Here is a 19,365-nt window from a genome sequence, read left to right as displayed (position 1 = left end):
TTGACCGCGCCGGCGACGCCGTGGCGGTGGCCGCGCTCGCCGGCCTGGGCGCCCTCGCCCTCGGCTGGCTGTCCTCGGGCGCGCTGGGCCCGTGGCAGCCGCTCGGTCCCGACCCCCTCGTCCTCGCGGCCGCCGTCGCGGTCGAGGTGTTCGCGGGGGCGCTGCTCGCCGGCTGCGCGCTGCACCTGCTCAGCGGCAGGCCGCTGGGGCGCTGGTCGCGGCTCAGCGGACGGCTCCGCCAGGAGGAGCGCGCGGCGGCGGCACGGGAGGCAGCCGCCGCGCCCGGGCCCGTCAGCCGGTCCTCCGCCGGTCTCCGTCCCCCGGGCCGCCCGGTCCCCCCGGCGGGACGGGCACCGCGCACCGGCTCGACCGCCTACGGGGCTCCCAGGACGACCCGGCCGACCGCTGGGACCGCTGGGACCGGTCGGCCCGGCGGCGCCCTGCGCTGAGCCTCAGCCGGCGAGGTCGCCGAGCCGCTGGAACCGGTCGACGAGCGCGTCGTCGCAGCGGGCCTCCGCGGTCCGGGTGAGCGCCCGCTCACGGCACGAGTCCTGCTCGGCGACCACGGGCCAGACGGCCAGCATGGCGACCTGCACCAGGGTCATCGCGGCGGCCACGGCCACCCCGAGCGCGACGAGGACCCCGCCGGCCGGCCCCATGGCCTGGTGGGTCGGGTTCGCGCGGCGGTGCCGGCGCAGCGCGGCGAGCGCCCGCAGCCCCTGCACGAGGGAGAGGACGGCGAACACGAGCGAGGCCACCCGCCACGGCAGGTCGAGCCCCCAGGCCAGCTGGGCGCCGAGCAGGAGCAGCGCCATCTCCAGGGTCAGCCGGGAGTGCGGCTCGTCCAGCGCGCGCGCCGTCGCGCTCCTCTGCTCCTCGGCCACCGGGGCATCGTCGCAGACGACCTACCCTGACGGGCGTGCCCCGACTCGTCGTCCTCGCCTCCGGGACCGGCAGCCTGTTCGCCCGCCTGGCCGAGGCGGTCGCGGCGGGGGAGGTGCCCGCCGAGCTGGTCGCCCTGGTCACCGACCGGCCGTGCGCCGCCGTCGACCGTGCGGCCGCGCTCGGCGTCCCCGCCCACGTGGTGGCCCCGGCCGACCACGACGGGCGCGCCGCCTGGGACGCCGCGCTGGCCGCGCGGCTGGTCGACCTGCGGCCGGACTGGCTGGTCAGCGCCGGCTTCATGCGCATCCTCGGGCCCGCGGTGCTCGCGGCCTTCCCGCAGCGCATCCTCAACACCCACCCGGCCCTGCTGCCGTCGTTCCCCGGCGCCCACGCGGTCCGTGACGCCCTGGCCCACGGCGTGCGGGTGTCCGGCTGCACCGTGCACCTGGTCGACGCCGGCACCGACACCGGCCCGGTGCTGGCGCAGGAGGCGGTCCCCGTGCTGCCCGACGACGACGAGGACTCCCTGCACGAGCGGATCAAGGTCGTCGAGCGCGACCTGCTCGTCCGGGTCACCGCCGGGGTGCTCGCCTCGGGCGTGGACGTCGACGGACGGCGTGCGACCTGGCACCCGGCCGCTGGCTAGGCTCGCCGCCGTGACCTCCCAGCCCTCCGCGCCGGCCAGCACCGACCCCGCCGGGGGACGCCGCGCCGTGCGCCGCGCCCTCGTCAGCGTCTACGACAAGCAGGGCCTGGAGGAGCTGGCGCGGCGGCTGCACGGGGCGGGCGTCGAGATCGTCTCCACCGGGTCGACGGCCGCCCGCGTCGCCGCCGCCGGTGTCCCCGTGACGCCCGTCGAGCAGGTCACCGGGTTCCCCGAGTGCCTCGACGGCCGCGTGAAGACGCTGCACCCCGCCGTCCACGCCGGCCTGCTCGCCGACAGCCGCCGGCCCGAGCACCTGGCGCAGCTGGACGAGCTCGGCATCGCCGCCTTCGACCTCGTCGTGGTCAACCTCTACCCGTTCGCGGCGACCGTGGCCTCCGGTGCGGCGCCCGACGAGGTCGTCGAGCAGATCGACATCGGCGGCCCTGCCATGGTCCGGTCCTCGGCCAAGAACCACCCGACCGTGGCCGTGGTCGTCGACCCCGCCCGCTACGACGAGGTCCTCGCCGCGGTCGAGGGCGGCGGGTTCACCCTGGCCCAGCGGACCTCGCTGGCCGCGGCGGCGTTCGCCCACACCGCCGCCTACGACACCGCGGTCGCGTCGTGGTTCGCCCAGCAGGTCGCCGACCAGGCCGGGGCGGGCGACGACCCGGCCGCCGGCGGCCCGGCCGCCCCAGCGTTCGCCGGCACCACCGGCGCCCTGGTCAGCACCCTGCGGTACGGCGAGAACCCCCACCAGCGCGCCGCGGTCTACCGCACGGGGGAGCGCGCCGGCCTCGCGGGCGCCACCCAGCTGCACGGCAAGGCGATGTCGTACAACAACTTCGTCGACACCGACGCCGCCGTCCGCGCCGCCGCCGACCACGACGCCCCCGCGGTGGCCATCATCAAGCACGCCAACCCGTGCGGCATCGCCGTCGCCGCCCCTGGCGCCGGGGACCCGGTCGCCGACGCCCACGCCCGCGCGCACGCCTGCGACCCGGTGAGCGCCTTCGGCGGTGTCGTCGCCGCCAACCGGCCCGTCACCCGCGCCATGGCCGCCCAGCTCGCCGAGGTGTTCACCGAGGTCGTCGCCGCGCCGGCCTTCGACGACGACGCGCTCGAGGTGCTCACCGCCAAGAAGAACGTCCGGCTGCTCGTCGTCGAGCCCGCCCCCCGCGAGGCGTCCGCGCAGGAGTGGCGCCGCATCGACGGCGGGCTGCTCGTCCAGCAGGTCGACCTCGTCGACGCCCCCGGCGACACCCCGTCCGGCTGGACGCTCGCCGCGGGCCCCGCGCTGGACGACGCCGGTCTCGCCGACCTGGAGTTCGCCTGGCGCGCGGTGCGCGCGGTGAAGTCCAACGCCATCCTGCTGGCCCGCGACGGCGCCTCGGTCGGCATCGGGATGGGCCAGGTCAACCGCGTCGACTCCTGCCGGCTCGCGGTGGAGCGGGCCGGGGCGGAGCGCGCCCGCGGCTCGGTCGCCGCCTCCGACGCCTTCTTCCCCTTCGCCGACGGGGTGCAGGTCCTCCTGGACGCCGGCGTGCGTGCCGTCGTCCAGCCCGGCGGGTCCGTCCGAGACGCCGAGGTCGTCGCCGCGGTCGAGGCGGCCGGCGCGACGATGTACCTCACCGGTGTCCGGCACTTCGCCCACTGACCCGGCGCCGGCCCGTCCGCGGGGCTGGCCCCGCCAGGTCGCCATGGTCGCCGTGCTCTGCGGGGTGGCCCTGGCCGCCTGGCTCACCGCCGCCGAGGGCTACCTCGCCGGGGGCCTCACCCTGTCGGGGGCGTGCGCGGTCGCGGCGCTGCTCCGCCTCGTCCTGCCGACGTCGTGGGTGGGGACCCTGGCGGTGCGCCGGCCCCTGCTGGACGTGCTGCTGCTCACGGCGCTGTCGGTGACGGTCGCCGTCCTTACCCTCAGCGTCCCGCTGCCCCGCCCCTGACCTGACGTGGGTCCGTCCCGGCTCGCGTCCCGCTACCCGGGGCCCCGGACGCACGAGGGGCGCCGGACCAGCCGGTCCGGCGCCCCTCGTCGTGCTGCCCGGCCGGTGCGGCCGGGGCGGTGTCAGCCCAGCAGGCCCATGCCCTGCACGGCGTCGCGCTCCTCGACCAGCTCGGCGACGCTGGCGTCGACGCGGGCGCGCGAGAACTCGTCGAGCTCGAGGTCCTGGACGATCGACCACGCGCCGTCGGCGCAGGTGACCGGGAACGAGCTGATGAGGCCCTCGGGGACGCCGTAGGAGCCGTCGGACGGCACGGCCATCGAGGTCCAGTCGTCGGCCGGGGTGCCGTGCACCCAGTCGCGGACGTGGTCCACGGCGGCGCTCGCGGCGCTGGCGGCGCTGGACGACCCGCGGGCCTCGATGATCGCCGCGCCGCGCTTCTGCACGGTGGGGATGAACGTGCCCTCGAGCCACTGCTGGTCGTCGACGACCTCCGCGGCGACCCGGCCGCCCACCTCGGCGTGGAACAGGTCGGGGTACTGGGTGGCGGAGTGGTTGCCCCAGATGGTCATGTGCCTGATGTCCGTCACCGGGGCAGCCACCTTCGCCGACAGCTGGGCGAGGGCGCGGTTGTGGTCCAGGCGGGTCATGGCCGTGAACCGCTCGCGCGGGACGTCCGGGGCGTTGTTCATGGCGATGAGGGCGTTGGTGTTGGCGGGGTTGCCGACGACGAGCACCTTGAGGTCGTCCGCGGCGTGGTCGTTGAGGGCCTTGCCCTGCCCGGTGAAGATGGCGCCGTTGGCCGACAGCAGGTCGCCGCGCTCCATGCCCTTGGTGCGGGGGCGGGAGCCGACGAGCAGCGCCACCTGCGCGCCGTCGAAGGCGACGGCCGGGTCGTCGGAGATGTCGATGCCGGACAGCAGCGGGAACGCGCAGTCGTCGAGCTCCATGGCGACGCCCTGGGCGGCGCCGAGCGCAGGCGTGATCTCCAGCAGCCGCAGGCGGACCGGGGTGCTCGGGCCGAGCATGGCGCCGCTGGCGATGCGGAACAGCAGGCTGTAGCCGATCTGCCCGGCGGCACCGGTGACGGCGACGGTCACGGGGCTCTGGCTCTGGCTGGGGGCGGTGGTCACGACGATCTCCTCGACGAGTCGGGTCGGCTGCGGGTGCGCTCGCGCGGCACCGCCGACGACGCTAGCGGCTGCCGGCCCGCGCAGCGGCTGGGGACGGGCCCGGTGTTGGTTAGTCTCGTCACGGCACACGCCCCCCGACGAGGAGAAGTCTCAGCGCATGGCGAAGATCAAGGTCGAAGGTCCGGTCGTCGAGCTCGACGGCGACGAGATGACGCGGATCATCTGGCAGTTCATCAAGGACCGCCTGATCCACCCGTACCTCGACGTCGACCTGAGGTACTTCGACCTGGGCATCGAGCACCGCGACGCCACCGACGACCAGGTGACCATCGACGCCGCCCACGCCATCCAGGAGCACGGCGTCGGGGTCAAGTGCGCGACCATCACCCCCGACGAGGCGCGCGTCGAGGAGTTCGGCCTCAAGAAGATGTGGGTCTCGCCCAACGGCACGATCCGTAACATCCTCGGCGGGGTCGTCTTCCGCGAGCCCATCATCATCAGCAACATCCCGCGCCTGGTGCCGGGCTGGACCAAGCCGATCATCATCGGCCGCCACGCCCACGGCGACCAGTACAAGGCGACGAACTTCCGCGTCCCCGGCGCCGGCACCGTGACCATCACGTACACCCCGGCCGACGGCTCTGCGCCGGTCGAGCACGAGGTCGTGAAGATGCCCGAGGGCGGGGGCGTCGCCATGGGCATGTACAACTTCAACAAGTCCATCGAGGACTTCGCCCGCGCGTCCCTGTCCTACGGCCTCAACCGCGGCTACCCGGTCTACCTGTCGACGAAGAACACGATCCTCAAGGCCTACGACGGCGCCTTCAAGGACATCTTCGCCGACGTCTTCGAGCGCGAGTTCAAGGCCGACTTCGACGCGGCCGGCCTCACCTACGAGCACCGCCTCATCGACGACATGGTCGCCGCGGCCATGAAGTGGGAGGGCGGCTACGTCTGGGCGTGCAAGAACTACGACGGCGACGTCCAGTCCGACACCGTCGCGCAGGGCTTCGGTTCGCTGGGCCTCATGACCAGCGTGCTCATGACCCCGGACGGCCGCACCATGGAGGCCGAGGCGGCGCACGGCACCGTGACGCGCCACTTCCGCCAGCACCAGCAGGGCAAGCCCACCTCGACCAACCCGATCGCGTCGATCTACGCCTGGACCCGGGGCCTGGCGCACCGGGGCGCGCTGGACAGCACCCCCGAGGTGACCGGCTTCGCGCAGGCGCTGGAGCAGGTCGTGGTCGAGACCGTCGAGGCCGGCCAGATGACCAAGGACCTCGCGCTGCTCATCAGCAAGGAGCAGGCGTACCTGACGACCGAGGACTTCCTCGGCGCGCTCGACGAGAACCTGGCTCGCAAGCTCGCCTGAGCAGGGGCACCCGCACGGCCCGCACCACCAGCACGACCACAGCGGACACCGACGGCCCGCACCCGCCCCGGGTGCGGGCCGTCGTCGAGAGAGGGGCAGCGCATGACGGACGTCGTCACCGAGGCGGGCAGCCAGTGGCTGAGCCGCGAGGACCTCGAGCAGGCCCGGGAGCGGCTGCCGATCCTCTACGTCGACGCCCTCCCGGTCCGGGTGGACGAGAGCGGCACGGTCACCTCCTTCGGCCTGCTGCTGCGCGTGACCGGGCACGGCGAGATCAGCCGGGCCCTGGTCACCGGGCGGGTGCTGTACGCCGAGCGGGTGCGCACGGCGCTGCTGCGCCACCTGGAGAAGGACCTCGGCCCGCTCGCCCTGCCCAAGCTGCCGGCCGCCCCGCAGCCGTTCACGGTCGCGGAGTACTTCCCGGTGCCGGGCGTCACGCCGTTCCACGACCCCCGCCAGCACGCGGTGTCGCTGGCGTTCGTCGTGCCGGTCGAGGGGGACTGCCACCCGCAGCAGGACGCGCTCGAGCTCACCTGGGTGACCCCGGAGGAGGCGGCGGACCCGCACCTGCAGGCCGAGATGGTCGGCGGGCAGGGCACCCTCCTGCGCCAGGCGCTGGCGGTCTGCGGCTTCTGAGGTAGTCCGCCCCGGCGCGGGGGGTTGCCACCGGGGCCACGGCCCCGACACGGTTCCCCCCATGATCGAAGCCATCGAGCCCGTCTGGTCGGCACCCGTGCTGCTCCTCATCGCCGCCGCCGCGGTCGCGCTGCTGCTGCTGCTCGTCATCCGCTTCAAGCTGCACGCGTTCATCGCGCTCGTGCTCGTCAGCTTCCTCACCGCGCTGGCGACGGGCATCCCGCTCGCCGACGTCCCGGCCGCGCTGCTGGGCGGCTTCGGCACGACCCTGGCCTCGGTGGCGCTGCTCGTCGGCTTCGGCGTGATGATCGGGCGGCTGCTCGAGGTGACCGGCGGGGCGCAGGTGCTCGCCGACACCCTCATCGCACGCTTCGGCGAGAAGCGGGCCCCGCTCGCCCTCGGTGTGGCCTCGCTCGTGTTCGGCTTCCCGATCTTCTTCGACGCCGGCCTCGTGGTGTTCCTGCCGATCATCCTCACCGTCGCTCGCCGCTTCGGCGGCTCGCTGCTGTTCTACGCGCTGCCCGCCGCGGGCGCTTTCGCCGCCATGCACGCTCTCGTGCCGCCCCACCCGGGTCCGGTCGCCGCCTCCGAGCTGCTCGGCGCCGACGTCGGGCTCACCCTGTTCGTCGGCCTGCTCGTGGCGATCCCGTCCTGGTACGTCGGCGTGTACCTGTTCTCCCGCTGGGCCGGGCGACGGTTCGACATCCCCACGCCGCTGGAGATGGGCCGCTCCGACTCCCGGGTGTCCGACTACTCCGACGCCCCCGGCGGCGGGGACGACGACCGCAGCGGCGGGCACGGGGCGCCCGGCGGCGCGAGCGCGCTCGCCACAGCCTCCCGCACGGGCACCGAGACCGCGCTGCCGTCCTTCGGCACCGTGCTCGGCCTCCTCCTGCTCCCGCTCGTGCTCATCGGTCTCAACACCGTCATCACCACCCTCGGCACGGCGGGGGTCTTCGACAACGAGGTGCTGCCGGCCCGCGTGCTCGTCCTGCTCGGCCAGACGCCGATCGCGCTGCTCATCACGCTGCTGGTGTCCATCGTCGTCCTGGGACGCCGCCAGGGCCGCAGCTGGGGCGACGTCGAGGGCCTGCTCAACGACTCCCTCGGCCCGATCTGCTCGATCATCCTCATCACCGGCGCCGGCGGGATGTTCGGTGGCGTGCTCCGCACCTCGGGCATCGGCGCGGCGCTGTCGGACTCCCTGGCCGACCTCGGCCTGCCGCTCATCGTCGCGGCCTTCATCATCGCCACCGCGCTGCGCGTCGCGCAGGGCTCGGCGACCGTGGCGCTGACCACCGCGGCCGGCCTCATCGCCCCCGCCGTCGAGGCGACCGAGGGCGTGGGCGAGCTGCACCGGGTGCTCCTCGTCATGGCCATCGCGGCCGGTGCGACCGTGCTCAGCCACGTCAACGACTCGGGCTTCTGGCTCGTCAGCCGGTTCTTCGGCATGGACGAGAAGACGACGCTGAAGACGTGGACGGTCATGGAGACGACGCTGGGGCTCACCGCCTTCGTCATCGCCCTGGCGGTCTGGGTGGTCATCTAGCGCGGACGGCGTGCGGCCCGCGCCGGGGGACCGGGGCGGGCCGGCGCGGGCCCCGCGCCTCCCCTGCGGGTCAGCGGAAGACGACGGTCCGGTTGCGGTCGACGAGGACGCGTCGCTCGGCGTGCCAGCGCACCGCCCGGGCCAGTGCCCGGCACTCCAGGTCCTGGCCCAGCCCGACCAGGTCGTCGACGGCGTGGGAGTGGTCGACCCGCTCGACGTCCTGCTCGATGATCGGGCCCTCGTCGAGGTCGGCGGTGACGTAGTGGGCCGTCGCCCCGATGAGCTTGACGCCGCGGGTGTGGGCCTGGTGGTACGGCCGCGCGCCGGCGAAGCTCGGCAGGAACGAGTGGTGGATGTTGATGGCCCGGCCCGCCAGCGCCTCGCACACCCGGGGGCTCAGCACCTGCATGTAGCGGGCGAGCACGACGAGCTCGACGTCGAGCTCGTCGACGGTGCGCAGCAGCCGCTCCTCGGCGGCGTCCTTGGAGGCGGGGTCGCCCGGGGTCACCGGGACGTGGCTGAAGGGCACCTCGTAGAACCCGGCCAGGCCGGCGAGGTCCTCGTGGTTGCTCACCACGGCGACGGGGTCGATCGGCAGCCGGCCCGCGCGGTGGCGGTACAGCAGGTCGTTGAGGCAGTGCCCGGCCCGGCTCACCATGATGAGCGTGCGGACGGGGCTGCTCAGCGGGTGCAGCTGCCAGTCGAAGTCGAACTCCTCGGCCGCCCCGCGCAGCGCCGCGTCGAGCCTGGCCGGGTCCGCCGAGCACGTGAACTGCACGCGCAGGAAGAACAGCCGGGTGTCCGGGTCCCCGAACTGCTGCGACTCGGTGACGTTCGCGTGGTGGCGCAGCAGCGCGCCGGTGACCGCGTGGACGATGCCGGGCCGGTCGGGGCAGGACAGGGTGAGGACGTAGTGCGGCTCCGCCGCCGGCGTGCTCGTGCTCGCTGTCGCGCTGGCGGTCGTGCTCGCGGCCGGGCGGCCGGTGGGGGAGGCGGTCACGGGGGCTGAGCGTACGCAGGGCTTGCTAGGCTCCGAGCACCGCGACTGGCGTTCAGGGGGTCACCCCCGGGGAGCGGCAAGGCAGCCTGCTGGGGTCGTTCGCCTGGGCCCAGGGACAGACCAGACTCCGTGGAGAGTGCTCGATGTCCTACGACGTCACCGATGCCCCCCTGTCCGAGATCGACCCGGAGATCGCCGCCGTCCTCGACGGCGAGGCGGACCGCCAGCGCGGCACGCTCGAGATGATCGCCAGCGAGAACTTCGCGCCGCGCGCCGTCCTGCAGGCCCAGGGCAGCGTGCTCACCAACAAGTACGCCGAGGGGTACCCCGGCAAGCGGTACTACGGCGGCTGCGAGCAGGTCGACGTGGCCGAGGAGCTCGCCCGCGAGCGCGCCAAGCAGCTGTTCGGCGCCGAGCACGCCAACGTCCAGCCGCACTCGGGCGCCAGCGCCAACGCGGCCGTGCTGCAGAAGCTGCTCACCCCCGGCGACACGATCCTCGGCCTCGACCTGGCCCACGGCGGCCACCTCACCCACGGCATGCGCCTCAACTTCTCCGGCATGCTCTACGACGCGGCGACGTACGGCGTCTCCGAGGCCGACCACCGCATCGACATGGACCAGGTGCGCCAGGTCGCCCTCGAGCGCCGGCCCAAGATGATCATCGCGGGCTGGTCGGCGTACCCCCGCCACCTCGACTTCGCCGCCTTCCGCGCGATCGCCGACGAGGTGGGGGCCTACCTGCTCGTCGACATGGCCCACTTCGCCGGCCTCGTCGCCGCGGGGGTGCACCCCTCGCCGGTGCCCCACGCGCACGTCGTCACCTCCACGACGCACAAGACGCTCACCGGCCCGCGCGCCGGGATCATCCTGTGCCAGGCCGACCTCGCCAAGAAGATCGACTCGGGCGTCTTCCCCGGCCAGCAGGGCGGGCCGCTCATGCACGTCATCGCGGCCAAGGCGGTGGCGTTCAAGCTGGCCATGACCCCGGAGTTCAAGGAGAAGCAGGAGCGCACGCTGCGGGGCGCGTCGATCCTCGCCGACCGGCTCCTGGCCGACGACGCCCGCGCCACCGGCGTCGACGTGGTCACCGGAGGCACCGACGTCCACCTCGTCCTGGCCGACCTGCGCAACAGCCAGCTCGACGGCCGCCAGGCCGAGGACCGGCTCCACGAGTCCGGCATCACCGCCAACCGCAACGCCGTGCCGTTCGACCCCCGCCCGCCGATGGTCACCAGCGGCGTCCGGCTGGGCACGCCCGCGCTGGCCACCCGCGGCTTCGGCGACGCCGAGTTCACCGAGGTCGCCGACATCGTCGCGGGCGCGTTCGACCCCGCCTCCGACGTGGCCGCGCTGCGCCAGCGCGTCGACGTCCTCACGGAGAAGTTCCCGCTCTACACCTCCGTCGGCCCGACGGCGTGAGCAGCGCGCAGCTCCTCGACGGGAAGGCGACCGCGGCGGCGATCCGGGGCGAGCTCACCGAGCGGGTCGCGGTGCTGCGCGGCCGCGGCGTCGTCCCGGGCCTCGGCACGCTGCTCGTCGGCGAGGACCCGGGCTCGGCGTCCTACGTCGCCGGCAAGCACCGCGACTGCGCCGAGGTCGGCATCACCTCGGTCCGCGAGGACCTGCCGGCCGACGCCTCGCAGGCCGACGTGCTCGCGGCCGTGGCACGACTCAACGCCGACCCGTCGTGCACCGGCTACATCGTGCAGCTGCCGCTGCCCGCGGGGCTCGACCAGCAGGCCGTGCTCGAGGCCGTCGACCCGGGCAAGGACGCGGACGGGCTCCACCCGACCAACCTCGGGCGCCTCGTGCTGCAGGTGTCCGGAGACATCACCTCGCCGCTGCCGTGCACGCCGCGCGGGATCGTCGAGCTGCTCGGCCGCTACGGCGTGCCGCTGTCCGGCGCGGACGTCGTGGTCGTCGGCCGCGGCGTCACCGTCGGCCGGCACCTCGGGCTGCTGCTCACCCGCAAGGGCATCGACGCGACGGTGACGCTTACGCACACCCGCACCCGCGACCTGGCCGACGTGGTCCGCCGCGCCGACGTGGTCGTGGCCGCCGCGGGCGCGGCCGGGATGATCCAGCCCGGCTGGGTGAAGCCGGGCGCCGCCGTGCTCGACGTCGGCGTCACCCGCGTCGTCGACGAGGCGACGGGGAAGTCACGTCTGGTCGGCGACGTCGACCCCGGCGTGGCCGAGGTCGCGGGCTGGATCGCACCCATGCCCGGCGGGGTGGGGCCGATGACGCGCGCCATGCTGCTGGCCAACGTCGTCGACTCGGCCGAGCGCGCGCTCGGCTGAGGGGGACCCTTCTCGCACCCGGTCGGGAGACGGTTCGCCCGTCCGGGTCGCCGGGCTGTGGACATCCCACGGTCGGCGTCACCCGCTGGCTAGGGTGACGCCGCCGGACCACCCCGTCGAAGGAGCGCACCTGTGTCCATGTCTCTCGTGAAGGGACGCCCCCAGTCGCTCGTCGACGCCGCGGGCACCCCCGTCAGCCAGCTCTTCGTCGGGGTCGGGTGGGACAACTCGACCGGCGGCAAGAAGGGCCTGGCCGGGCGCTTCGCGCGGGCCAAGGGCGTCGACCTCGACCTGGCCTGCCTGGTGTACGACAACACGGGCGCCGGTGTCCGGGTGTGCGGCTTCGACTCCATGAGCCTCTACAACGGTGCGCTCGCGCACAGCGGCGACAACCGCACCGGCAAGGGCGACGGCATCGACGAGTCCATCACCGCGACGCTGGACCAGGTGCAGGCCAACATCTCGAGCCTGGTCTTCACCCTCAACGCCTTCAAGAAGGGCGTCTCGTTCGCCAGCATCGCCGGCGCGGACTGCCACCTGGTCGACACCAGCGGCGGCCAGCACCAGGTGCTCGACGTGTTCAGCGTCCCGATCGACGACACCCGCAAGAGCACCATCTTCATGGCCAAGGTCACCCGGGGCGGCGGCGGCTGGAACGTCGAGGTCCTCAACGAGATGGCCGACGTCGACGGCCAGGCCGCGCTCCTGCAGAAGGGCAAGCGCTACACCTGAGGCACGCGCCCGGCCCCGCCGGGCAGGCGCCTCAGCCGGCGAGCTGGGTGAGGCGCCGCTCGGCGAGGGCTGCCAGCAGGGCTGCGCCCGACGGGAGGACGGCGTCGTCGAAGCCGGCCAGCGCCGAGTGGTTGTCCGGCGCCGTCTGCCAGTCGCGGCCCTCGAGCGCCGCGCCCAGGAACACCATGACCCCCGGGACCTCGGCGATCACCCGGCTGAAGTCTTCGGCACCGGCGATCGGGTCGGGCATCTCGCCGAAGCGGCCCTCGCCCAACAGCTCCGTCAGCGTCTCGCGGACGAAGGCGAACTCACCGGCGTCGTTGACGGTGACGGGGTACTCCGGCTCGAAGCGGACCTCGGCCGTGAGCCCGTGCGCGGCGGCCACGCCCTCGCAGTAGCGGACCAGCGCGTCGCGGAGCTTCTCGCGGACGGCGGGGTCGACGGTGCGGATGGTCGCCTCGGCGTAGGCCGTGGCCGGGATGATGTTGCGCCGGGTACCGGCCTTGACCTTGCCGAAGGTCACCAGACCGGTCTGGAACGGGCCCACCACGCGGCCTGCGACAGCCTGCGCCCCCATGACGATCTCGCCGATGGCGGGGACCGGGTCGGCGGCGTTGTGCGGGGCAGAGCCGTGCCCGCCGCGCCCGTGCAGGGTGACGAAGAGCCCGTCGCTGGCCGCGAGCAGCGGCCCGGGCCGGCTCAAGACCTGCCCCTGCGGCGCGAGCCCGGACATCACGTGCAGCGCGTAGGCGGCGTCGGCGCGGCGGCCGGCGGCGTCGAGCACGCCCTCGGAGATCATCAGACCGGCACCGTCCCAGCCCTCCTCGCCCGGCTGGAACATGAGGACGACGTCACCGGGCAGGCTGTCACGCTGCGCGGCGAGCAGGTGGGCCGCACCGACGAGCGAGGTCACGTGCAGGTCGTGGCCGCACGCGTGCATGACCCCGTCGACCTCGCTCCGGTAGGGGACGTCGAGCTCCTCGTGCACCGGCAGGGCGTCCATGTCGGCGCGGAGCAGGACGACGGGTCGTCGGCCCGGCTTGGCACCCGGCCCCCTGCGCCCCACGGTGCCCTCGCCCCGCAGCACCGCGGTGACGCTCGACAGCGCCTTACCGGTGGTGATCTCCAGGTCCAGGCCGGACAGGGCCTCCAGGACCGTGGCCTGCGTGCGGGGCAGGTCCAGGCCGATCTCGGGCTGGCGGTGGAGGCGGTGGCGCAGCCGGACCAGGTCGTCGGTGAGGGCCAGGGCGTCGTCGGCGACCGTCATGGGTCCACCCTAGGGTGGCCGCTCGTGCTGGTCGTCGCGAGCGTCAACGTCAACGGCATCCGTGCCGCCCACCGCCGCGGGATGCCCGCGTGGCTCGAGCAGAGGCAGCCGGACGTGCTCCTGCTGCAGGAGGTGCGCGCCGACGCGGACACCGTCGCGGAGACGCTGGGGGAGGGCTGGCACGTCGACGAGGCGGTCTGCGCCCAGCGCGGCCGCTCGGGCGTCGCGGTCGCGGCGCGCACCCCGCTGCGCGACGTCGTGACGACGCTGCCGGGGTTCGAGACGGCCGGCCGCTGGGTCGAGGCGACCGTCGGCGAGGGTGCCGACGCGGTGCGCGTGGTGAGCGTCTACGTGCACTCCGGCGAGGCGGGGACCGAGCGGCAGGTGGACAAGGTCCGCTTCCTCGCGGCGGTCAGCGTGCGGCTGGGGGCGCTGCGGGCGCAGGAGGACGCGGGCGGCCCGCCCGTGGTCGTCTGCGGCGACATCAACATCGGGCATACCGAACGCGACATCAAGAACTGGAAGGGCAACCGGACCAAGGCCGGCTTCCTGCCCGAGGAGCGCGCGGTCCTCGATGCCTGGTACGCCTCCGGCTGGGTCGACGTGGCGCGCTCGCTGGCCGGCGACGTCGACGGCCCGTACTCGTGGTGGTCGTGGCGGGGCCAGGCGTTCGACACCGACGCGGGCTGGCGGATCGACGTCCACGTGGCCACGGAGTCGCTCGCCGACCGCGCCCGGTCCGCCGAGGTCGACCGCGCCGCGACCTACGACGCGCGGTTCAGCGACCACGCGCCCGTGGTGGTGGCCTACGCCGGGGTGGGCGAGGAGCCCGCGGCGACGCCGGACGCCTGACCCCGGACGACGGGGGCGGTGCAGGTCCGTCCAGGCTCGCCGCCGGATGTGAGGACGGCACTGACCACCTGTCCAGCCTGGACAGGTGGTCAGTGCAGGACTACCGACCTCGGCCGGAGCCGACCCCTCGCAGAAGGGGGCTCGGGCGGTCCGGTGAAGCCCTCAGGCGGGGAGGCGCTCCCCGAGGACCCACTCGGCGCCGCCGGGGGCGTCCCGGACCTCGACGCCGAGCCGGGCGAGACCGTCGCGGACGTCGTCGGACGTGGCGAAGTCCTTGGCCGCCCTGGCCCGCGCCCGCAGCGCGAGCAGCAGCTCGACGTACTTGGCCACCGCCTCGCGCGGGTCGGCCGCGCCGGTGACGGCGAGCTCGCCGAGGCGGACGAGCATCGCGCGCAGCACGAGCCGGGCGTGGTCGCGGTCGTCGGACTCCAGGGTGTCGCCCGACCAGTCCTGCAGCGCCTGCTCCGTGTCCAGCGCGCTCGCGACCGCGGTCTCGACGTCCTTGGCCAGCATCGCCGCCTCGAACCGGTCGCGCTCGGCGTCGACGGCGACCCGCAGCGACGGCACCGGACCCGATGCGTCCGCCGCCGTGGCGCCGTCACCTGCCGGCTGTCCGCCCTGGACCGGGACCGGCGGGGCCGCCCCGGGCTCGGCGTGCCCACGGCCGGCGACCGCGTCCGCCACGGCCCCCAGCTCGACGGTGCGACCCGCCTCGAGCACGACGACGCTGTCGCGGTGCCGCAGCGTGACCACGCCGTTGCCGGCGACGGTCGCCGTGCCCGCCGCGGTGTCGACGAGCAGCGCGGTGTGCTCGTCGACGCCCAGGACGCCGACGTCGTCGGGGAGCATCTGCTCCATCGCGGCGAGCCTTGCCGCGCCGAGGTAGCAGTAGCGCGTGTCGTAGCCGCCGCCCTCGGCGTTGTCGAAGTGCGGGACGACCGCGGCGCGGACACCGGTGACGGCGCCGAGGACGTCGAGACCGTCGGCCCAGCCCAGGTCCGCCCCGGCCTTGTAGATCTCGTAGACGGGGACCGCGTGCGAGCCGACGGTGCAGGCGGCCGCGGACCCCACGACCAGGGTGCCGCCGCGGCGCACGACGTCCGTCATGGCGGCGGCGACCCCGGTGCCCTGCCACTGCCGCAGCGCGTACGTCGGGCTGCCCGGGCCGGCGAACAGCCAGCGTGCCCGGCCCAGCCGGGCGAGGGTGCGCTCGGCCTCGGCGGCCGGGCCGTCCGCGCGGCGCCAGGTCGCCGTCTCGACAGGGCTGCCGACGCTCTGGACGAAGTACTGCAGGGTCTTCGCGACGAGGTCGTCGGCGTTGTCCTGGAACCCGAACGTGGTGTCCAGCGCGAGGGCCGTCCCCGGCGTGACGGGCTGCCCGTCGAAGGTGCTGGCGAGGACGGCGCGGTGGGTGCGGACCATGGTGGGCGCGGTCTCGCCGGACCCCATGACGACGAGACGGCTCACGAGGTCCCCTCCGAGGGCAGGGTGGCGAGGCTGATCTCGTCCACGAGGTCGAGCAGGTCGCGCGCGAGGCGCTCCGGGTGCTGGAGGTGCAGGTCGTGGTGTGCGCCCTCGTAGCGGCGCAGCCGGGCGTCGGGGATGCCCTCGAGGGCCTCCTCGACCAGCGCGGAGGCCGGGCCGCCGGCCGGGGCGAGCAGCACGGGCACCCCGACGTGCGGGTACAGCGACCGGGGGTCGGCCGCGTGCACGGACCGGAGGATCTGCTCGTGCACGGCGACGTCGAGGACGTTGCGGACGTGCCCGTGCTCGTCGGTGGTGAGGTTGGCCATCACGGCCGGCAGCGCGTGCGGTCCCCACGCCGCGACGGCCGAGCCGATGCGCTCCTCGACCTGCTCGCGGGTGACGTCGCCCCACACCGGCGGGCGCAGCCGCTGCCACAGCTGTTCGAACGGCTCGTCGCCGTCGAACCGGAGCCAGCCGCCGTCGACGAGCGCGAGGGCGTCGACCTGGCCGGCGTGCTCCGCGGCCACCGTGAGGACGACGTTGCCGCCCCACGACTGGCCGGCGAGGACGACGGGCGGGGGGACCGTGCCGTCGAGCTGGAAGTGCGCGACGACCGCCTCGACGTCGGCCGCCGCGGGGGACGTGCCGTACGGCCGGTCGGGCGCCGAGCCCTGGTCCGCGGCGAGGCCGGTGGCGCCGTCGCGGGTCTCGGTGAGGCCGGTGCTGCGACCGTGGCCGCGCAGGTCCGGGGCGACGGAGGTGACGCCGGCCGCGGCCAGCGCCACGGCGCACGCGTCCCACATCCGGGCGTTGGAGGCCAGGCCGTGGACCAGGACCGCCCCTGCGCGCGCGTGGCCGCCCTCGGCGACGACGTCGGCCGGGTGGACGCGGACGGCCAGCGACGTGCCGCCGACGTCGACGACCTCCTCGTACGGCTCGCTCACCGTGCGCCCCCCGCCGCGTGGACCTGGGTCCGCGCCTGCTCCAGCACGAGGGCGATGTCGAGGCTGTCCTGCGCGGTGGGCAGCCACTCGTCCTCGCCCCGGACGGCCCGCGAGAGCGCCTCGACCATGAGCCGGTAGGGGTCCACCGCGGCGAACTCCTCGGTCCGCCGGTCCGCGCGCACGACCAGCGGCGCCGGGGCCTCCTGCCGGGGGGCGTCGCCGGGTGCGGTCCCCGGCCGCAGGTCGTCCGCAGGGGCCTGGGGCTCCGGCCCGGCCTGGCGGGTCACCGGGACGACGTGCAGGGCGACGGGCTCGTCCTTGGCCGTGAACGACGGCCGGCCGAGCACGAGGGTGGCGTCCTCGCCGTACACCGCGACCAGCTGCTCGTCGCGGCCCCGGATGCCGCAGCGGACGTCGGCGACCGTGCCGCCGGGGCCGGACAGGCGCGCCGAGGCGCGCAGGTCGACGCCGCCGCGGACCTCGCCCTCGGCGCTGACGACCTCGAGCGCGTCCGCACCGAGCGCCCAGCGGGCGGCGTCCACGGCGTAGCAGCCGACGTCGTACAGGGCGCCGCCGCCCTTGGCCGGGTCCAGCCGGTAGTTGCCGGACATGCCGTCGGGGTCGCCGTCGAAGGAGAAGTCGGCCTCCACGCGGTGCACCCGGCCGAGCGCACCCGAGCGCACGAGCTCGACGGCCCGCAGGGTGCGCGGGTGCCAGCGGTACCACCAGGCCTCGACGAGCAGCCGGTCGGCCGCGGCCGCCGCGTCGGTCATCCGGCGGACCTCGGCGGGGTCGAGGCCGAGCGGCTTCTCGCACAGCACGTGCTTGCCGGCCTCGAGGGCGGCGACCGTCCACGGCGCGTGGGCGTCGTTGGCGAGGGAGACGTAGACGACGTCGACGGTGTCGTCCGCCAGGAGCGCGGCGTAGTCGTCGTAGGAGCGTCCCGAGGGCTCCAGGGCCACCGCGCGCGAGGCGTCGCGGGCCGCGGCCGCCTGCAGGTGGGCACCGTCCGCGGCGTGCACGGCCGGGGCCAGGGCGGTCCGGGCGATGGTCCCGGCGCCGAGGAAGCCGAAGCCGACGCTCGCGCCGGTGACCAGGCCGCCGGTCACCGGGGCTCCACCGGGCGGCCGCCGGTCGCGGCGGACTCGGTGGCGGCCTCCATGACGGCGAGCACGCGCCTGCTCGTCTCCCCGGTCACCGACATCGGCAGGCCGAGCAGCAGGGCGTCGGCGAGCTCGCGGTGGAACGGGTGGGGCGGCGGGCCGGGCTGGGCCAGGCGGGTCACCGAGCCGTCGGCGCCGTGGAGGTCGAGCACGGGCGGGGAGTCCGCGGGGGCCATGACGTCCTCGTCGAGGGTGCCGACGGCGGAGCGGGCCACGACCTTCTCGGTCCGCCAGCTGCCGACCAGCGCGCCCTCGGTGCCCAGCACGTACCAGCGCGGCTTGAGGGCGGCGGCCAGGTCGGAGTGGACGAACTCCGCCTCGGTGCCGTCGACGAAGCGCAGGAGGACGCGGCTGTGGTCGGCGTTGGTGACGTCGAACCAGCGGCGCTTGTGGGTGGTCGCGGTGACGTGCTCCACGGCCGTCGGGACGAGGTCGAGCACCTGGTCGAGCACGTGGGCACCCCAGTCGTAGAAGGCGCCGCCGGAGGCGTCGGCGTCGGAGTGCCAGAGGTTGCAGGGGTGGCCGTAGCCGCCGACGAAGGTCTCCAGATGGAACACCTCGCCGAGCCGGCCGTCGCGGACGGCGGCGCGGACGGCCAGGTGGTCGGGGTCCCAGCGGCGGTTCTGGTAGACGACGGCGAGCAGCCCGGCCGCCTCGGCCTCGGCGAGGACCGCGTCGGCCTCCTCGGTGCGGATGGCGAACGGCTTCTCCACCACGACGTGCTTGCCCGCCCGCAGCGCGCGCAGCGCCCAGGTGGCGTGGGTGTCGGGCGGGGTCGACACCACGACGAGGTCGACGTCCGGGTCCTCGACGAGCGCGGCGGGGTCGGTCGTCGTCCGCAGGCCCTCGACCTGGCCGCTCGCCGCGTCGAGCCGGGCGGGGGAGCGGTCGCAGACGGCGGCGAGCTCCAGGCCCGGGACGGCCCGGAACGCCGCGGAGTGCTCGTGGCCGATGGCGCCGTAGCCCAGCAGCCCCGCCCGCACCGGCGCGACGGGCGCCGCCGTGCCGACCAGGCCGTGCAGCGTGGCACGCAGGAGGCGGAGGAAGGCCGGCGCCTGCACGGCCCCGGGCGTGGTGCCGAGGGTCCAGGCGACGACGGGCCCGCGCCGGACGGCCACCGGGTGCAGGGTGAGGCCGAGGGTGGCGGTGAGGAGCACGTCGACGTCGTCGGCGACCTTGTCCACGGCGAGCACCCGGTCCCGGACGTGCACGTGCTCGCCCAGGTGGGAGCCGGCGCCGTGGCCGTGGTCGAGGAGGCGGTCCGCGAGCGACCCGGCCTGCGCGCCGGGGCGGACGCGGACGTCGTGCACCGGGGTCGGCGCGGTGACGACCAGGCCGGCGCACTCGGCCCACACCCCGGTGCCGGCGTGCAGCGTGGGGCCCGCGAGCACGACGGGGAGGCCGGTGCCGAGCAGGGCGTCGCGGTCGGCGGGCGTGCCGGGGCGGTCGGACCAGAGCAGGACGGCGCCCGGTG

Annotated in this window: 18 protein-coding genes, 1 pseudogene and 1 riboswitch; of the genes and pseudogenes, 11 read left to right on the top strand and 8 right to left on the bottom strand. The window is 75.1% G+C overall.

All coding sequences use genetic code 11. The features are described 5' to 3' along the window. Positions 1-449 (top strand): annotated as a pseudogene (locus WCS02_RS07505) (hypothetical protein); the annotation flags it as partial. A gap of 3 nt (positions 450-452) precedes the next feature. Here WCS02_RS07505 and WCS02_RS07500 read toward each other — a convergent pair. Further along, positions 453-884, bottom strand: a complete 432-nt coding sequence (locus WCS02_RS07500; RefSeq protein WP_340291588.1) for a hypothetical protein — start codon at positions 882-884, stop codon at positions 453-455. A gap of 35 nt (positions 885-919) precedes the next feature. Between WCS02_RS07500 and purN the strand changes: the two genes are divergently transcribed. The 3 genes from purN to WCS02_RS07485 are packed head-to-tail and all read left to right on the top strand — an operon-like array spanning position 920 to position 3,471. Continuing rightward, a complete protein-coding gene (purN, locus tag WCS02_RS07495; protein WP_340291586.1) occupies positions 920-1,531 on the top strand; it encodes a phosphoribosylglycinamide formyltransferase in 612 nt (203 codons plus the stop codon). Between the two features lie 10 nt (positions 1,532-1,541). Next, positions 1,542-3,185, top strand: coding sequence for a bifunctional phosphoribosylaminoimidazolecarboxamide formyltransferase/IMP cyclohydrolase (gene purH, locus WCS02_RS07490; protein ID WP_340291584.1), 1,644 nt, complete (start codon positions 1,542-1,544; stop codon positions 3,183-3,185). A 43-nt stretch (positions 3,186-3,228) separates the two neighbouring features. Beyond that, positions 3,229-3,471 (top strand): DUF3017 domain-containing protein, encoded by a 243-nt coding sequence (locus tag WCS02_RS07485; RefSeq protein WP_340291581.1) that lies wholly within the window; start codon positions 3,229-3,231, stop codon positions 3,469-3,471. Positions 3,472-3,593: 122 nt separating this feature from the next. Here WCS02_RS07485 and WCS02_RS07480 read toward each other — a convergent pair whose 3' ends face one another. Then, positions 3,594-4,604: a malate dehydrogenase gene (locus WCS02_RS07480; RefSeq protein WP_340291579.1), complete on the bottom strand. Its 1,011-nt coding sequence runs from the start codon at positions 4,602-4,604 to the stop codon at positions 3,594-3,596. Positions 4,605-4,761: 157 nt separating this feature from the next. Here WCS02_RS07480 and WCS02_RS07475 point away from each other — a divergent pair, with 157 nt between their 5' ends. The 3 genes from WCS02_RS07475 to WCS02_RS07465 all read left to right on the top strand — a co-directional run bounded on the left by WCS02_RS07475 (position 4,762) and on the right by WCS02_RS07465 (position 8,164). Then, positions 4,762-5,979 carry an NADP-dependent isocitrate dehydrogenase gene (locus WCS02_RS07475; protein WP_340291576.1) on the top strand — a complete coding sequence of 406 codons (1,218 nt, stop codon included), beginning with the start codon at positions 4,762-4,764 and terminating at the stop codon, positions 5,977-5,979. 102 nt (positions 5,980-6,081) lie between these two features. Then, positions 6,082-6,615, top strand: a complete 534-nt coding sequence (locus WCS02_RS07470; protein WP_340291574.1) for an NUDIX hydrolase family protein — start codon at positions 6,082-6,084, stop codon at positions 6,613-6,615. Positions 6,616-6,676: 61 nt separating this feature from the next. Beyond that, entirely contained in the window at positions 6,677-8,164 is a 1,488-nt protein-coding gene (locus WCS02_RS07465) for a GntP family permease (protein WP_340291572.1), read from the top strand. Between the two features lie 70 nt (positions 8,165-8,234). Here the strand turns inward: WCS02_RS07465 and purU are convergent, their stop codons facing one another. Then, on the bottom strand, positions 8,235-9,164 hold the full coding sequence (gene purU / locus WCS02_RS07460; protein WP_340291570.1) for a formyltetrahydrofolate deformylase: 930 nt from the start codon (positions 9,162-9,164) through the stop codon (positions 8,235-8,237). A 31-nt stretch (positions 9,165-9,195) separates the two neighbouring features. Beyond that, a riboswitch (ZMP/ZTP riboswitch) is annotated at positions 9,196-9,280 on the top strand. A 27-nt stretch (positions 9,281-9,307) separates the two neighbouring features. On the opposite strand from purU, the gene glyA reads away from it, so the two are divergent. From glyA to WCS02_RS07445, 3 genes are all read left to right on the top strand, one after another. Beyond that, the gene (gene glyA, locus WCS02_RS07455) at positions 9,308-10,585 is read left to right on the top strand and encodes a serine hydroxymethyltransferase (RefSeq protein WP_340291566.1); all 1,278 of its coding nucleotides are present in this window, start codon (positions 9,308-9,310) and stop codon (positions 10,583-10,585) included. Next, entirely contained in the window at positions 10,582-11,466 is an 885-nt protein-coding gene (locus WCS02_RS07450) for a bifunctional methylenetetrahydrofolate dehydrogenase/methenyltetrahydrofolate cyclohydrolase (RefSeq protein WP_340291564.1), read from the top strand. The genes glyA and WCS02_RS07450 overlap by 4 nt, the downstream gene beginning before the upstream one ends. A 138-nt stretch (positions 11,467-11,604) precedes the next feature. Continuing rightward, the gene (locus WCS02_RS07445) at positions 11,605-12,198 is read left to right on the top strand and encodes a TerD family protein (RefSeq protein WP_340291590.1); all 594 of its coding nucleotides are present in this window, start codon (positions 11,605-11,607) and stop codon (positions 12,196-12,198) included. Positions 12,199-12,229: 31 nt separating this feature from the next. On the opposite strand, the gene WCS02_RS07440 is transcribed toward WCS02_RS07445, so the two are convergent. Beyond that, positions 12,230-13,465 carry a M20 metallopeptidase family protein gene (locus WCS02_RS07440; RefSeq protein WP_340291561.1) on the bottom strand — a complete coding sequence of 412 codons (1,236 nt, stop codon included), beginning with the start codon at positions 13,463-13,465 and terminating at the stop codon, positions 12,230-12,232. Positions 13,466-13,489: 24 nt separating this feature from the next. Here WCS02_RS07440 and WCS02_RS07435 point away from each other — a divergent pair, with 24 nt between their 5' ends. Beyond that, the gene (locus WCS02_RS07435; protein ID WP_340291559.1) at positions 13,490-14,317 is read left to right on the top strand and encodes an exodeoxyribonuclease III; all 828 of its coding nucleotides are present in this window, start codon (positions 13,490-13,492) and stop codon (positions 14,315-14,317) included. Positions 14,318-14,479: 162 nt separating this feature from the next. Here WCS02_RS07435 and WCS02_RS07430 read toward each other — a convergent pair whose 3' ends face one another. The 4 genes from WCS02_RS07430 to WCS02_RS07415 all read right to left on the bottom strand — a co-directional run. Further along, the gene (locus tag WCS02_RS07430; protein WP_340291557.1) at positions 14,480-15,784 is read right to left on the bottom strand and encodes a CysS/YqeB C-terminal domain-containing protein; all 1,305 of its coding nucleotides are present in this window, start codon (positions 15,782-15,784) and stop codon (positions 14,480-14,482) included. Further along, a complete protein-coding gene (locus WCS02_RS07425) occupies positions 15,781-16,728 on the bottom strand; it encodes an alpha/beta fold hydrolase (RefSeq protein WP_340291555.1) in 948 nt (315 codons plus the stop codon). Before WCS02_RS07425 ends, WCS02_RS07430 begins: the two co-directional genes overlap by 4 nt. Further along, a complete protein-coding gene (locus WCS02_RS07420) occupies positions 16,725-17,837 on the bottom strand; it encodes a Gfo/Idh/MocA family protein (RefSeq protein WP_340291552.1) in 1,113 nt (370 codons plus the stop codon). The genes WCS02_RS07425 and WCS02_RS07420 overlap by 4 nt, the downstream gene beginning before the upstream one ends. Next, positions 17,834-19,365 (bottom strand): Gfo/Idh/MocA family protein (locus WCS02_RS07415; protein ID WP_340291550.1); only part of this gene is annotated, 1,532 nt, incomplete at its 5' end. The genes WCS02_RS07415 and WCS02_RS07420, both read right to left, overlap by 4 nt.

It is taken from the genome of Aquipuribacter hungaricus, from assembly GCF_037860755.1.
In the GTDB taxonomy this organism is placed as follows: domain Bacteria; phylum Actinomycetota; class Actinomycetes; order Actinomycetales; family JBBAYJ01; genus Aquipuribacter; species Aquipuribacter hungaricus.
The sequence above is the reverse complement of the archived record's forward strand: the minus strand, read 5'-3'. Positions and strand labels throughout refer to the sequence as shown.